This window comes from Telluria sp. LT2P34, from assembly GCF_059685915.1.
On sequence record NZ_JCASIN010000013.1, the window covers coordinates 37,783 to 52,568 of the forward strand.

Genomic DNA, 14,786 nt, shown 5'->3' on the forward strand with positions numbered 1-14,786 from the left:
ATCAAAAACGCCCGGACCGAGAAATCGGCCGGGCGTTTTTTACGACTTTTTCGATGAAATACTATTTCATGCAAATGCTAAGCATGAAATTTCCTTTCACTGAATAATCCCGCATGCCATCCGCGCTCCGCCTCCGCCGAGCGGCGCCGGATGATCCGCATGATTATCCCCACCCGCATGCACCATCAAGGCCTTGCCCTTCACGTTCGCCAGCTTCAGGCGCGGCGCCAGTACCGGATTGTTCGCCGCCCCGGACGACTCCACATACAGCGCCGGCAAGTCGCCGATGTGCCCATCGCCCCACGGCAAGCCATGCTTCTTGGCCTTGGTCGTATCCAGATGCCCGCCCGCCGCGCCAGCCGGCACCGTCTTGCCATCTTTCTCGTTATTGCCGCAGCTGCCGTTCTCGTGCACGTGGAAGCCATGCACGCCCGCCGGCAGTCCGGTCAGCGCCGGCGTAAACACCAGCCCGTATTTCGTTTCGGTGATCGTGACGGTACCGCTGGAGGCGCCGACACCCTTCTCCGATACCATATTGATCGTCGCTCGCATCTCGACCGCGTGCACACTCGCCGCCGCATATGTCGAACACAGCAGCGCTGCGCAAATCCATTGAGCTTTCATCCTGTTCCCCTTCAGTCGTCCGGTTATTAAAACGAGAAAATCTGCATGGATCAGTGTAGTCGAAGCCAAAGGATGAGGGAGTTCGCCTCGTTTTATGTGCGTTCAGCGATCTCCGCCACTGGTTTTACCGGTAAACAAAAACCAGTGGATCGCGTCCTCCGCAATATCCGGCGGAATTTCGTGCCCGCCCTGAAATTCCCGATACAGCAGCGGATACGCTGCCGCCTGCAGTTGACGCGCGATCGCCCGCCCGCACCCATCGATCGGCAGCACGCGGTCGGAGTCGCCGTGTGAAACGAAGACTTCCGGAATACCCTGCTGCTCGATCGGCCCGATAATCCCGGGCGAAAACGCCAGCACATGGGTAAACACGTTTCCGTTGGCCAGCCCCAGCGTCAGCGCATAGGAAGCGCCGTCCGAAAAGCCGCCAACGCCAAGATGATCGGTATCGACCGCATAGTGGGTGAACACGTGTTCCAGCGTACGGTCGACAAGCGCGAGGTCCGGCCCGTAGGTGCGTTCGGCGATGATGTCCCAGGTCGGCGCATGCGATGCCGGCGCCACCAGGATCAGTCCGGCATGATCGGCCAGGTGCAGCAAGATGCGCAAGCCGTCATGCGCGTGCCCGCCCGCACCGTGCAGCAGCACGACCAGCGGCATCGGCTGGTCCGGGCGGTAGTGCGGGGGCACGTAGATATAACTGTCGCGCCGGCTGCCGAGTTCGAGTTTTTGCAGGCCGACAGGGGCCGGCGCTGGTGGACCCGTCCCAGCCGCAGGCACTTTCACACTCAGATGACCACGCTCGTTCATGCTGCCCTCTCGTCACGCTCGAGGAGCAGTGTAAAACCCGATCAGGGGTGCATGGCGCGAGATTCGCCTGGGCTTCCCGCCGTGGCCCGGTCGAGCAAAATCATTTCAATTCCAGCTGCCAGTATCCGACATCGATCCAGCGCCCGAATTTCAGCCCCACTTCGCTGAAATGCGCCACCTTGCGAAACCCCAGCCGTTCATGCAGGCGCACGCTGACTTCGTTCGGCTGCGCAATGCCGCCGATGACCATGTGTAATTCACGCTTGCCTAACTCCGTCAGCAAGGCTTCATACAGTGCGCGGCCCGCGCCCTTCCCGGCATGAGCTGGATCGAGGTAGATCGAGCTTTCGACCGCATAACGGTAGGCGGCGCGGGCCCGCCATTTGGTGGCGTAGGCATAGCCAATCAACGCCTCGCCCTCGACCATCACCAGCCATGGCAGCTTTGCAGAGACTACGTCGAAGATACGTTCCTGCATCTCCGCAGCCGATACTGGCTCTTCTTCAAATGAAATGGTGGTGGTGGCCACGTAATGGTTATAGATCGTGCAGATCCGGTCGGCATCGGCAGGGCATGCAGGGCGAATGATTCGTGTCATGGACGGGCCGCTGGAATATTCATTGAGCAACTACTCAAATAGTAGCCTGCATTCCTTCGCGCGGCCATGCCAAAAAAAAACGGCACCCGAAGGTGCCGTTCTTGTTCAGCGTAGAGCTAGCGATTACTCGCCATCCCCATGATGCTCGGCCGGAGCCGTTGCATTCTGCTGGTCTTCCATCGCCTGCAGTTCGGCAGCCATGTTGGCCTTCTCTTGCTGCAGCAGTGCCTGGCGCTCTTCCGCCTCCCACACTTCCTTCTCCTTGCGGGCGCGGTGGAATGCCAGACCCGTACCGCCAGGAATCAGGCGGCCGACGATGACGTTTTCCTTCAGGCCGCGCAGGCCGTCGCGCTTGCCCATGATCGCGGCTTCGGTCAGCACGCGGGTGGTTTCCTGGAACGATGCAGCCGAGATGAACGAATCGGTCGACAGCGATGCCTTGGTAATACCCAGCAGCACGTTTTCGTAGGTTGCCTGCAGTTTGCCTGCCGCTTCCATGCGATCGTTTTCTTCCAGCAGCTCCGAACGCTCCACCTGCTCGCCGATGATGTAGTCGGTGTCGCCGGCTTCGACGATGGCCACGCGGCGCAGCATCTGACGAACAATCACTTCGATGTGCTTGTCGTTGATCTTCACGCCCTGCAGACGGTAGACGTCCTGCACTTCGTCGACGATGTAACGGGCCAGCGCTTCGATACCCAGCAGGCGCAGGATGTCTTGCGGATCGGCCGGGCCGTCGACGATCATCTCGCCCTTGTTCACGACTTGACCATCGTGGACCAGCACTTGCTTGTCCTTGGTGATCAGGAACTCGTGCTTGTTGCCGTCCATGTCCGTGATTTCCAGACGCTGCTTGCCTTTGGTTTCCTTACCGAAGGCGACGGTACCGGTGACTTCCGCCAGCATGCCGGCGTCTTTCGGCGAACGTGCTTCGAACAGCTCGGCAACCCGTGGCAGACCACCGGTAATGTCGCGCGTCTTCTGCGATTCGGTCGGGATACGTGCCAGCACTTCACCCACCGAGACCGACTGACCGTCCTTCACCATGATCAGCGAGCCGATCTGGAAACCGATCGTCACGGCGTGTTCGGTGCCGGCAATCTTGACTTCCTGGTTCTCTTCGTTCAGCAGTTTCACCTGCGGACGCACGACTTTACCTGCCGAACCACGACGCTTCGGATCGATGGCGACCAGGGTCGACAGACCGGTGACTTCATCAACCTGACGCGCGACGGTGACGCCCTCTTCCACGTTCTCGAAGCGGATCACACCGGCGTACTCGGTAATGATCGGACGCGTCAGCGGATCCCAGGTTGCCAGCGCGAGACCAGCCTTGACGGTCATGCCGTCCTTGACATTCAGGGTCGCGCCGTACGGCACCTTGTGACGCTCGCGCTCGCGGCCATGGTCGTCCGTAATCAGGACTTCGCCCGAACGCGAGATGACGATCTGCGCGCCCTTGCCGTTGGTCACGTAACGCATGGTGGCCGTGAAGCGCACCGTGCCGTTCGACTTCGCTTCCACCGACGATGCCACTGCCGCACGCGACGCCGCACCACCGATGTGGAAGGTACGCATGGTTAGCTGGGTACCCGGCTCACCGATCGACTGTGCTGCAATGACACCGACTGCTTCGCCGCTGTTGACCATCGAGCCGCGGCCCAGGTCGCGGCCGTAGCAAGCTGCGCACAGGCCATAACGGGTGTCGCAGTTCAGCGGAGTGCGGACCTTGACTTCGTCGATGCCGAGGCGCTCGATGTCTTCGACCATGTCTTCGTCCAGCAGCGTGCCGGCCGCGTACACGGTTTCCTGGGTTTCAGGGTTGATGACATCCTGGCCGGTCACGCGGCCGAGGATACGGTCGCGCAGGGCTTCGATGACTTCACCACCTTCGACCATCGCCTTCATGTGCGTGCCGTTGCTGGTGCCGCAATCGTCCTCGATCACCACCAGGTCCTGGGTCACGTCGACCAGGCGGCGGGTCAGGTAACCCGAGTTTGCCGTCTTCAGCGCGGTGTCGGCCAGACCCTTGCGGGCGCCGTGCGTCGAGATGAAGTACTGCAACACGTTCAGGCCTTCGCGGAAGTTCGCGGTAATCGGCGTTTCGATAATCGAACCGTCCGGCTTGGCCATCAGGCCTCGCATACCCGCCAACTGGCGAATCTGGGCTGCCGAACCGCGCGCGCCCGAGTCGGCCATCATGTAAATCGCGTTGAACGATTCCTGGGTGCCGACGGTGCCGTCACGACGGGTGACCGGCTCGACTTTCAGCTGGTCCATCATCGCCTTGCCGACTTCATCGGAGGTCTTGCCCCAGATGTCGACGACCTTGTTGTAACGCTCGCCGGCGGTGACCAGACCCGAGCTGTACTGCTGCTCGATCTGCTTCACTTCCGCTTCGGCCGAGGCGATCATGCCCTTCTTGACGTCCGGGATCATCATGTCGTCGACGGCGATCGAGATACCGGCGCGCGTTGCCAGGCGGAAGCCCGACTGCATCAGCTTGTCGGCAAACACGACGGTCGCACGCAGGCCGCACTTGCGGAACGACGTGTTGATCAGCTTCGAGATTTCCTTCTTCTTCAGCGCGCGGTTCAGCACGGAGAATGGCAGGCCCTTCGGCAGGATCTCGGACAGGATGGCGCGGCCAACCGTGGTCTCGTAACGGGTGACGGTGCGCTCGAACTCGTCGCTGTCGGCCACGCGTGGGAATTCCACGATACGCACGGTGATGCGGGTCGCCAGTTCCACTTCCTTGTTGTCGTACGCGCGCAGCACTTCCGACACGTCCGGGAAGAGCATGCCCTCGCCCTTGGCGTTGATCGCCTCGCGCGTTGCGTAGTACAGACCCAGCACGATATCCTGGGACGGCACGATCGACGGCTCGCCGTTCGACGGGAACAGGATGTTGTTCGACGCCAGCATCAGGGTACGCGCTTCCATCTGCGCTTCGATCGACAGCGGCACGTGCACAGCCATCTGGTCACCGTCGAAGTCGGCGTTGAAGGCCGCGCAGACGAGTGGGTGCAGCTGGATGGCCTTGCCTTCGATCAGGACCGGCTCGAAGGCCTGGATACCGAGACGGTGCAGGGTTGGTGCACGGTTCAGCATCACCGGGTGTTCCTTGATGACATCTTCGAGGATGTCCCAGACCACCGGTTCCTGGATTTCGACCAGTTTTTTCGCTGCCTTGATGGTCGTTGCCAGACCCATCAGTTCCAGTTTGTTGAAGATGAAGGGCTTGAACAGTTCCAGGGCCATCAGCTTCGGCAGGCCGCACTGGTGCAGTTTCAGCTGCGGACCGACCACGATGACCGAACGGCCTGAGTAGTCGACGCGTTTACCCAGCAGGTTCTGACGGAAACGGCCGCCCTTACCCTTGATCATTTCAGCCAGCGACTTCAGCGGACGCTTGTTGGCGCCGGTCATCGCTTTACCGCGACGGCCGTTGTCCAGTAGCGAGTCGACCGCTTCCTGCAGCATGCGCTTTTCGTTACGCGTAATAATTTCTGGAGCGCGCAGTTCCATCAGGCGCTTCAGGCGGTTATTCCGGTTGATGACGCGGCGATACAGGTCGTTCAGGTCGGAGGTCGCGAAACGGCCACCATCCAGCGGGACGAGCGGACGCAGCTCCGGCGGCAGGACCGGGAGCACTTCCATGATCATCCAGTCCGGCTTGATGCCCGAACGCTGGAATGCCTCGAGCACTTTCAGGCGCTTGGCGTATTTCTTGATCTTCGCTTCGGACTTCGATTCCTTCAGCTCCACGCGCAGGGCTTCGGCATCGCGGTGGATGTCGATCGAGCGCAGCAGTTCACGGATGCCTTCGGCGCCCATGTAGGCGGTGAAGTCGTCGCCGTACTCTTCGTACTTGGCGGCGTAATCATCTTCCGACATGATCTGGCACTTCTTCAGCGGGGTCATGCCAGGATCGGTCACGACATACGCTTCGAAGTACAACACGCGTTCGATGTCCCGCAGCGTCATGTCCAGGACCATGCCCAGGCGCGACGGCAGCGACTTCAGGAACCAGATGTGCGCGGTTGGCGAGGCCAGTTCGATGTGGCCCATGCGCTCACGGCGCACCTTGGCCAGCGTGACTTCGACGCCGCACTTCTCGCAGATCACGCCACGGTGCTTCAGGCGCTTGTATTTGCCGCACAGGCATTCGTAATCCTTGATCGGGCCAAAGATCTTGGCGCAGAACAGGCCATCACGCTCAGGCTTGAAGGTGCGGTAGTTGATGGTCTCGGGCTTCTTGACTTCACCGAACGACCACGAACGAATTTTTTCGGGCGACGCCAGGCCAATCTTGATGGCGTCGAAAGTTTCATTTTGCTGTACTTGCTTGAATAGATCGAGCAGTGCTTTCATGTATCACTCCAGAGGTGACTAAATTTCATTTCGGAATGCGGAGCATTCCAAACCAAGCGGAGGTTTTAAGGAGGGCGGAACACCGGGGCAGGATAGCCTGCCCCTCCCCCCGTTCCCCTTCTTAGTTACGCTCGAGGTCGATATCGATACCCAGCGAGCGGATTTCCTTTACCAGCACGTTGAACGATTCAGGCATGCCGGCGTCGATCACGTGGTCACCTTTGACCAGGTTCTCGTACACCTTGGTACGGCCATTCACGTCGTCCGACTTCACAGTCAGCATTTCCTGCAGCACGTACGATGCGCCGTAGGCTTCCAGTGCCCACACTTCCATCTCACCGAAGCGCTGGCCACCGAACTGGGCTTTACCGCCCAGCGGCTGCTGCGTCACCAGCGAGTACGGACCGGTCGAACGCGCGTGCATCTTGTCGTCCACCAGGTGGTGCAGCTTCAGCATGTGCATGTAGCCAACCGTCACCTTGCGCTCGAATGCTTCGCCGGTGCGGCCGTCGTACATCGTGACCTGGTTCTTCGACGGCGTCATGCCGAGGTGCTTGGCAATGTCGTCCGGGTAAGCCAGATCCAGCATGCGCAGGATTTCCGACTCGTGGGCGCCATCGAAGACCGGGGTCGCGAACGGCACACCTTTTTTCAGGTTGCCGGCCAGGCCCATGATCTCTTCGTCATTGAAGCTGTCGAGGTCTTCCTTCTTGCCGGTCTCGTTATAGACCTGGCCCAGGAAACCACGGACTTCTTCGACTGCTGCCTGCTTCTGCAGCATTTCGCCGATACGCAGGCCCAGGCCCTTTGCCGCCCAACCGAGGTGGGTTTCCAGGATCTGACCGACGTTCATTCGCGAAGGGACGCCCAGCGGGTTCAGCACGACGTCGGCAGGAGTGCCGTCCGCCATGAACGGCATGTCTTCCACCGGCACGATGCGCGACACCACACCCTTGTTACCGTGGCGACCCGCCATCTTGTCGCCCGACTGCAGGCGGCGCTTGACGGCCAGGTAGACCTTGACCATCTTTTGCACGCCAGGCTGCAGCTCGTCGCCTTGCGTCAGCTTCTTGCGCTTCTCTTCGAAGGCCAGGTCGTACTGGTGACGCTTTTCGTTGATCGATTCCTTGATCGCTTCCAGTGCGTTGGCGGCCTCATCATCAGCCGGACGGATGTCGAACCAGTGGAACTTGTCCAGGTCCGCCAGGTATTCCGCCGTAATCTCCGCACCCTTGGCCAGCTTCTTCGGGCCGCCGTTGACGACCTTGCCAATCAGCATACGCTCCAGACGCTGGAAGGCGTCGCCCTCCACGATACGCATCTGGTCGTTCAAGTCCAGGCGGAAACGCTTCAGCTCATCGTCGATGATCTGCTGGGCGCGCTTGTCGCGGACGATGCCTTCGCGGGTAAACACCTGGACGTCAATGACGGTGCCGACCATGCCCGAAGGCACGCGCAGCGAGGTGTCTTTCACGTCCGACGCTTTTTCGCCGAAGATCGCGCGCAGCAGCTTCTCTTCCGGCGTCAGCTGGGTCTCGCCCTTTGGCGTGACCTTACCGACCAGCACGTCGCCGGCGGTGACTTCGGCGCCGATGTAGACGATGCCCGATTCATCCAGGCGCGCCAGCTGGTTTTCAGCCAGGTTCGAGATGTCGCGGGTGATTTCTTCCGCGCCGAGCTTGGTGTCGCGAGCGACCACCGACAGCTCTTCGATGTGGATCGAGGTGTAACGGTCGTCCTTGACGACGTTTTCCGAGATCAGGATCGAGTCCTCGAAGTTCAGACCATTCCATGGCATGAACGCGACCAGCATGTTCTGGCCCAGAGCCAGCTCGCCCAGGTCGGTCGATGCACCGTCGGCAATCACGTCGCCACGGGCAACTCGGTCGCCGACCTGCACGATCGGACGCTGGTTGATGTTGGTGTTCTGGTTCGAACGGGTGTACTTGATCAGGTTGTAGATGTCGACACCGACTTCGCCCGCAGTGGCTTCGTCGTCGTTGACGCGAATCACCACACGGCCGGCATCGATGTAGTCGACCACGCCGCCACGGATGGCTTGCACGGTGGTGCCCGAGTCGACCGCGACGGTGCGCTCGATACCGGTACCGACCAGCGCCTTTTCAGGACGCAGGCAGGGAACGGCCTGGCGCTGCATGTTCGCGCCCATCAGTGCACGGTTCGCGTCATCGTGCTCGAGGAACGGAATCAGCGAGGCTGCGACCGACACGATCTGGCCAGGCGCCACGTCCATGTACTGGATGCGCTCTGGCGAGACCAGGATGGTTTCGCCGGCTTCACGTGCGGACACCAGTTCGTCGTCCAGCTGGCCTTCGGCGTTGATGGTCGCATTCGCCTGGGCGATGATATAGCGGCCTTCTTCGATGGCGGACAGGTAGTCGATCTTGTCGGTGACCTTGGAGCCTTCGACCTTGCGGTACGGGGTTTCCAGGAAGCCGTATTCGTTCAGGCGGGCGTACAGTGCCAGCGAGTTGATCAGGCCGATGTTCGGGCCTTCAGGCGTCTCGATCGGGCACACGCGGCCGTAGTGGGTCGGGTGCACGTCGCGCACCTCGAAGCCCGCACGTTCGCGCGTCAAACCGCCAGGTCCGAGGGCGGAAACGCGACGCTTGTGCGTGATTTCCGACAGCGGGTTGGTCTGGTCCATGAACTGCGACAGCTGCGACGAACCGAAGAATTCGCGGATCGCGGCCGAGATCGGCTTGCTGTTGATCAGGTCGTGCGGCATCAGGTTGTCCGCTTCGGCCTGGCCGAGGCGTTCCTTGACGGCGCGCTCGACACGCACGAGGCCGGCGCGGAACTGGTTTTCGGCCAGTTCGCCCACGCAACGTACGCGGCGGTTACCCAGGTGATCGATATCGTCGACTTCGCCGCGGCCATTGCGCAGCTCGACGAGGATCTTGATCACGGCCAGGATGTCGTCGTTCGACAGCGTCATCGCGCCGACGAGTTCGTCGCGACCGATACGGCGGTTGAACTTCATGCGGCCGACGGCCGACAGGTCGTAGCGCTCAGGGCTGTAGAACAGGCCGTTGAACAGGGCTTCGACTGACTCTTCGGTTGGCGGCTCGCCAGGACGCATCATGCGGTAGATCGCCACGCGCGCGGCCATCTGGTCGGCGGTGTCGTCGGTGCGCAGGGTCTGCGAAATGTAGCCGCCCTGGTCCAGGTCGTTCGTGTACAGGGTCTGGATCGTGTCGACGTCGGCGTCGCGCAGCTTGCCCAGCAGTTCGTCGGTCAGCTCGTCGTTGGCGGACGCGATGATTTCGCCGGTATCGGCATCGACGATGTTGCGGGCCAGGATACGGCCGATCAGGTAGTCTTCAGGAACCGAGATGGCCTTGATGCCGGCCGCTTCGATGTCGCGCACATGCTTGGCATTGATGCGCTTGTCCTTGGTGACCAGGGTCTTGCCCGACTTCGGATCGACGATGTCGAAGCGCGCAACTTCGCCGCGCAGTCGCTCGGACACGAATTCGATTTCCCCGCCTTCGGAGCGCAGGGTGAAATTGTCGAACACAAAGAAGTTCGCCAGGATCTGTTCCGGCGTCATGCCAATGGCTTTGAGCAGGATCGTTACCGGCATCTTGCGGCGGCGGTCGACGCGGAAGAACAGGATGTCTTTCGGGTCGAACTCGAAGTCCAGCCACGAGCCGCGGTAAGGAATGATACGTGCCGAGAAGAGCAGCTTGCCCGACGAGTGCGTCTTGCCGCGGTCGTGCTCGAAGAACACGCCCGGCGAGCGGTGCAGCTGCGAGACGATGACGCGCTCGGTGCCGTTGATGACGAACGAACCATTGGCGGTCATGAGCGGCAATTCGCCCATGTACACTTCCTGCTCCTTCATTTCCTTGACGACCGGCTTGGTCGGCGATTCCTTGTCCAGGATCACCAGGCGCACTTTGGCGCGCAGTGGGGAGGCAAAGGTCAGGCCGCGCTGCTGGCATTCCTTGACGTCGAAGGCAGGGTCGCCCAGCACGTAGGACAGGAATTCGAGACGGGCGAAGCCGTTATGCGACACGATCGGGAAGATCGAGCTGAAAGCCGACTGCAGGCCTTCATTCTTGCGGCCGGACGGCACGCCGTCCGCTTGCAGGAAATTCTCGTAGGATTCAAGCTGGGTAGCCAGAAGGTATGGAACGTTGTGAACGTTGGCGCGCTTCGCGAAAGACTTGCGAATGCGTTTCTTCTCAGTAAATGAGTAGTGCATGGACACTCCGTGAGTGACAGAAAGGATGAGAATTCAGGGATTGCCAGTGGTGGAGCGACCACATACAAGGCCTCAAGTCTCTTACTGTTCCGCCAGATGAAAAGGAAGAGCTACTGCTTGTGCTACGATTGCTACAGTGTTGCAGTACTGCATCAATGTTGCGTATGCCGCAGGGACGACAAAAGAGCCAAAGCCGCAGCACCGCCTTCCGACGGGGCTTGCAAGCTTTGACTCCGGCTCTGGGCGCCTTGCGACACCCATTGCTTTTTATTACTTCAGTTCTGCCTTGGCGCCTGCATCTTCCAGCTTCTTCTTGGCGGCTTCAGCGTCAGCTTTAGGCATGGATTCCTTGACGGTCTTTGGTGCACCGTCAACCACGTCCTTGGCTTCTTTCAGGCCCAGACCGGTGATTTCACGGACGGCTTTGATGACGCCGACCTTGTTCGCGCCGATTTCGGTCAGCACGACGTTGAATTCGGTCTGCTCTTCGACTGCTGCAGCAGCAGCGCCGCCGCCGGCTGCAGGAGCCGACATTGCAGCTGCCGACACGCCAAACTTCTCTTCGAATGCCTTGACCAGGTCGTTCAGGTCCATGACGGACATTTCGCTCACTGCGTTCAGGATATCGTCTTTGCTAATTGCCATTTGAAACTCCAGATGTATGTTGTTTGTAGTACAGATTAGTTACTTGAGAAAAAAAGGCTGCGCTTACGCTGCAGCGGTTTCTTCGGCTGCAGGAGCAGCTTCCGAACCTTCGCCTTTTTTCGCTGCCAGGGCAGCCAAGCCACGTGCAAAGCCCGACACCGGAGCCAGCATCACGCCCAACAGCTGCGCAATGAGGATTTCACGGGATGGGATGCTTGCCAACGCGGTAACAGCTGCGAGATCGAGCTGCTTGCCTGCGTAGTTACCGGCTTTCACGACCAGCTTGTCGTTGGTTTTCGCAAAGTCAGCGATGACTTTAGCGGCAGCAACGGCATCGTCCGAGATCGAATAGATCAGCGGACCGGTCATGGAATCAGCCAGCGAGGCAAACTGCGTGCCTTCGACAGAGCGACGTGCCAGCGTGTTCTTCAGAACACGGAGGTACACGCCCTGCGCGCGCGCGGTTGCACGGAGTTTCGTCAAGTGACTAACCTGGATGCCACGGTACTCGGCCACGACGATCGTTTGCGCGGTAGCTACTTTTGCGCTAACTTCTTCGACGACGGCCTTTTTGTCATTCAGATTAAGACCCACGGTCATCTCCTTAAATAATGCGAACAAAAGCGTTCGCATCGGTTCGAACACGGCGTCCGAAGTTAAGAAGTCAAACTAACGCGGATGAGTTCACGCAGCATGGACTACAAAACTTGTTCGGGTACACCATCTGCGTTGGGTGATGTATTAACCAGTTGCCCAACCACTGCGTCCGGCCCAACGGTCTTTGATTGCCTGCCGGGGTTAGTACAACCCCGACAGCCCAAAGATGCGCCCCGCTGGTGTTTTGCGAGGACTTGATTCTAATTAAAACTTAAGCGGCGATCGAAGCCTGGTCGACACGCACGCCAGCGCCCATGGTCGACGAGATCGCGACCTTGCGCAGGTACACGCCCTTCGAGGTGGCCGGCTTGGCCTTCGTCAGTGCGTCGATCAGGGCAGCCAGGTTGGCCTTCAGGTCGGCGTCAGCGAACGACTTGCGGCCGATCGTTGCGTGGATGATGCCGCCCTTGTCGGTACGGTACTGGACCTGACCGGCTTTGGCGTTCTTCACCGCGGTAGCGACGTCAGGGGTGACGGTGCCGACCTTCGGGTTAGGCATCAGGCCGCGTGGGCCCAGGATCTGGCCCAGGGTACCGACGATACGCATGGTGTCTGGCGAAGCGATGACGACGTCGAACGGCATGTTGCCGGCTTTAACCATCTCAGCCAGGTCTTCCATACCGACGATGTCGGCGCCGGCTGCTTTGGCAGCCTCGGCCTTGTCACCGGAAGCGAACACGGCGACACGGACGGTCTTGCCGGTGCCTGCTGGCAGCACGACCGAACCACGAACGACCTGGTCCGACTTCTTTGGATCCACGCCCAGTTGAACGGCGACGTCGATCGACTCGTTGAACTTGGCGGTTGCGAATTCCTTGACCAGCGACAGTGCATTGTCGAAGGCGTAGACCTTGTTACGGTCGACTTTCGCTTTCATTTCTTTAACGCGCTTGGACAGCTTAGCCATTACAGACCCTCCACCGTGATGCCCATCGAACGTGCCGAACCGGCGATGATACGCACTGCGGCGTCCATGTCGGCTGCGGTCAGGTCCGGCTGCTTGGTTTTTGCGATTTCTTCAGCCTGCGCACGGGTCAGCGAGCCAACCTTGTCGGTATGTGGCTTCGGCGAACCTTTGGTGATGCCGGCGGCTTTCTTGATCAGGTAAGTTGCCGGTGGGGTCTTCATCACGAAAGTGAAAGACTTGTCGGCAAATGCGGTGATCACGACCGGGATTGGCATGCCAGGCTCGAGACCCTGGGTCTGGGCGTTGAACGCCTTGCAGAATTCCATGATGTTCAAGCCGCGCTGGCCCAGTGCTGGACCGATCGGTGGGGATGGGTTTGCTTTACCAGCTGCTACTTGCAGCTTGATAAAACCAATAATCTTCTTTGCCATGGATAACTCCTGAGTTGGCTTTGAGTAGTAGCGCCCCACCGCTGTTACCAGCTTGGCGGGGCTCCTCTTACCGGATTCCGCCTTGCTGCTGCGACGCTCCGATTATTGCGTTTAAACTTTTTCGACTTGCCCGAACTCCAGTTCCACCGGAGTTGCGCGGCCGAAGATGGTGACAGTCACACGCACCTTCGATTTTTCGTAATTCACTTCCTCGACGTTGCCGTTGAAGTCGGTGAACGGGCCTTCCTTGATCCGGACCTGCTCGCCCACTTCGTACAGCACTTTCGGCCGTGGCTTTTCGACGCCTTCCTGGACCTGCTGCATGATCTTGTCGATCTCGCGCGCTGGAATCGGGGTTGGCTTGTTCGATTTGCCGCCAATGAAGCCGGTAACCTTGCTCGTGTTCTTCACCAGGTGCCAGGTCTCGTCGGTCATTTCCATCTCGACCAGCACGTAACCAGGGAAGAAGCGGCGCTCGGTGACCGTCTTGCTGCCGTTCTTGACTTCCACGACTTCTTCGGTCGGGACCAGGATCTGGCCGAACTGCTCGCTCATGCCGGCGCGCTCGATGCGCTCGGTCAGGGCGCGCATGACGCTCTTTTCCATGCCGGAGTAGACGTGAACGACGTACCAGCGCTTGTTGCTGACCGGAACGCTCACCGGCGCAGCTTGCGCTTCGGCTTCCGGCGCTGGAGCGCCTTCCGGCAGATCGCCGGCTGCATTGTCTTGCACGTTATCGCTCATTATTATTTCCACCCCAGGACCAGGTCGTACAGCAGGAAAGCCAACAGCTGATCCGTACCCCACAGGAAGATCGCCATCACGACGACGAAAGCGAACACGATCGCAGTGATCGAGGTGGCTTCCTTGCGGGTCGGCCAGACGACTTTCTTGGTTTCGCGAACGGACTCTTTGGCGAAGTTCAGGAAGTCACGGCCGGAGGTGGACGTCCACAAAAGCAGGACAGCAAAAACTAAACCAGCCAAAAGGGCGCCGCCGGCGACCAAGGCTGGTTTGTTTTGGCCTTTCAGGTAAAAGAACCCGACTACGCCTGCAATCGCGGCAACCACCGCCAGGACCACCTTAAACTTGTCATTCGAGGTGCTAACGGTTTGCACGGATTGATTAGACATTCTTCTTTACTTTCGGTGCTGCGCACCAGAATTCGGTGGCAGGGGCGGAGGGAATCGAACCCGCGACCTTCGGTTTTGGAGACCGACGCTCTGCCAATTGAGCTACACCCCTACGAAGACTTCAGCTGAATCGCGCATTCTACAGCATGCAAGCGCACGATGCAGAATGTTTTTTGAGGGAGGGGGATCGACTCCCCTCCCTCAAAGGCCTTGCTTTGCTACTTACTACAGACTACTTAATGCTTAGGCAATGATTTTTGCAACCACGCCGGCGCCGACGGTACGGCCGCCTTCGCGGATAGCGAAGCGCAGGCCTTCTTCCATCGCGATCGGGTTGATCAGCTTGACGGTGATCGACACGTTATCGCCTGGCATG

The 14,786-nt window shown here is 59.7% G+C and carries 12 protein-coding genes and 1 tRNA gene; all 13 read right to left on the reverse strand.

The window, feature by feature from the left end; genetic code table 11:
- Nucleotides 1-96 precede the first annotated feature (96 nt).
- Entirely contained in the window at nucleotides 97-624 is a 528-nt protein-coding gene (gene sodC, locus AC56KZ_RS20440; RefSeq protein WP_497164011.1) for a superoxide dismutase [Cu-Zn] SodC, read from the reverse strand.
- Nucleotides 625-726: 102 nt separating this feature from the next.
- Nucleotides 727-1,434 (reverse strand): alpha/beta hydrolase, encoded by a 708-nt coding sequence (locus AC56KZ_RS20445; RefSeq protein WP_497164012.1) that lies wholly within the window; start codon nucleotides 1,432-1,434, stop codon nucleotides 727-729.
- 100 nt (nucleotides 1,435-1,534) lie between these two features.
- Nucleotides 1,535-2,032 (reverse strand): arsinothricin resistance N-acetyltransferase ArsN1 family B, encoded by a 498-nt coding sequence (locus AC56KZ_RS20450; RefSeq protein WP_497164013.1) that lies wholly within the window; start codon nucleotides 2,030-2,032, stop codon nucleotides 1,535-1,537.
- A 123-nt stretch (nucleotides 2,033-2,155) separates the two neighbouring features.
- On the reverse strand, nucleotides 2,156-6,406 hold the full coding sequence (gene rpoC, locus AC56KZ_RS20455; protein ID WP_497164014.1) for a DNA-directed RNA polymerase subunit beta': 4,251 nt from the start codon (nucleotides 6,404-6,406) through the stop codon (nucleotides 2,156-2,158).
- A 121-nt stretch (nucleotides 6,407-6,527) separates the two neighbouring features.
- Complete coding sequence (gene rpoB / locus AC56KZ_RS20460; protein WP_497164015.1) at nucleotides 6,528-10,637, reverse strand: DNA-directed RNA polymerase subunit beta; 4,110 nt, start codon at nucleotides 10,635-10,637, stop codon at nucleotides 6,528-6,530.
- A gap of 270 nt (nucleotides 10,638-10,907) precedes the next feature.
- Complete coding sequence (gene rplL / locus AC56KZ_RS20465) at nucleotides 10,908-11,282, reverse strand: 50S ribosomal protein L7/L12 (protein ID WP_497164016.1); 375 nt, start codon at nucleotides 11,280-11,282, stop codon at nucleotides 10,908-10,910.
- 63 nt (nucleotides 11,283-11,345) lie between these two features.
- A complete protein-coding gene (gene rplJ, locus AC56KZ_RS20470; protein WP_497164022.1) occupies nucleotides 11,346-11,876 on the reverse strand; it encodes a 50S ribosomal protein L10 in 531 nt (176 codons plus the stop codon).
- Nucleotides 11,877-12,150: 274 nt separating this feature from the next.
- The gene (gene rplA, locus AC56KZ_RS20475) at nucleotides 12,151-12,846 is read right to left on the reverse strand and encodes a 50S ribosomal protein L1 (RefSeq protein ID WP_497164017.1); all 696 of its coding nucleotides are present in this window, start codon (nucleotides 12,844-12,846) and stop codon (nucleotides 12,151-12,153) included.
- Nucleotides 12,846-13,277 (reverse strand): 50S ribosomal protein L11, encoded by a 432-nt coding sequence (gene rplK, locus AC56KZ_RS20480; RefSeq protein ID WP_435762715.1) that lies wholly within the window; start codon nucleotides 13,275-13,277, stop codon nucleotides 12,846-12,848. Before rplK ends, rplA begins: the two co-directional genes overlap by 1 nt.
- Before the next feature lie 111 nt (nucleotides 13,278-13,388).
- Entirely contained in the window at nucleotides 13,389-14,021 is a 633-nt protein-coding gene (gene nusG / locus AC56KZ_RS20485; RefSeq protein WP_497164018.1) for a transcription termination/antitermination protein NusG, read from the reverse strand.
- A 2-nt stretch (nucleotides 14,022-14,023) separates the two neighbouring features.
- Nucleotides 14,024-14,410, reverse strand: a complete 387-nt coding sequence (gene secE, locus AC56KZ_RS20490) for a preprotein translocase subunit SecE (protein ID WP_497164019.1) — start codon at nucleotides 14,408-14,410, stop codon at nucleotides 14,024-14,026.
- Between the two features lie 36 nt (nucleotides 14,411-14,446).
- Nucleotides 14,447-14,522 (reverse strand) — tRNA-Trp (locus AC56KZ_RS20495).
- A gap of 131 nt (nucleotides 14,523-14,653) precedes the next feature.
- Nucleotides 14,654-14,786: EF-Tu C-terminal domain-related protein (locus AC56KZ_RS20500; protein WP_497163938.1), on the reverse strand; the 133-nt coding region annotated here is incomplete at its 5' end.

Bases quoted from the DNA above. Each gene is read 5' to 3' on its own strand.
- sodC (WP_497164011.1), bottom strand. From the start codon at position 624: ATGAAAGCTCAATGGATTTGCGCAGCGCTGCTGTGTTCGACATATGCG.
- AC56KZ_RS20445 (WP_497164012.1), bottom strand. From the start codon at position 1,434: ATGAACGAGCGTGGTCATCTGAGTGTGAAAGTGCCTGCGGCTGGGACG.
- AC56KZ_RS20450 (WP_497164013.1), bottom strand. From the start codon at position 2,032: ATGACACGAATCATTCGCCCTGCATGCCCTGCCGATGCCGACCGGATC.
- rpoC (WP_497164014.1), bottom strand. From the start codon at position 6,406: ATGAAAGCACTGCTCGATCTATTCAAGCAAGTACAGCAAAATGAAACT.
- rpoB (WP_497164015.1), bottom strand. From the start codon at position 10,637: ATGCACTACTCATTTACTGAGAAGAAACGCATTCGCAAGTCTTTCGCG.
- rplL (WP_497164016.1), bottom strand. From the start codon at position 11,282: ATGGCAATTAGCAAAGACGATATCCTGAACGCAGTGAGCGAAATGTCC.
- rplA (WP_497164017.1), bottom strand. From the start codon at position 12,846: ATGGCTAAGCTGTCCAAGCGCGTTAAAGAAATGAAAGCGAAAGTCGAC.
- rplK (WP_435762715.1), bottom strand. From the start codon at position 13,277: ATGGCAAAGAAGATTATTGGTTTTATCAAGCTGCAAGTAGCAGCTGGT.
- nusG (WP_497164018.1), bottom strand. From the start codon at position 14,021: ATGAGCGATAACGTGCAAGACAATGCAGCCGGCGATCTGCCGGAAGGC.
- secE (WP_497164019.1), bottom strand. From the start codon at position 14,410: ATGTCTAATCAATCCGTGCAAACCGTTAGCACCTCGAATGACAAGTTT.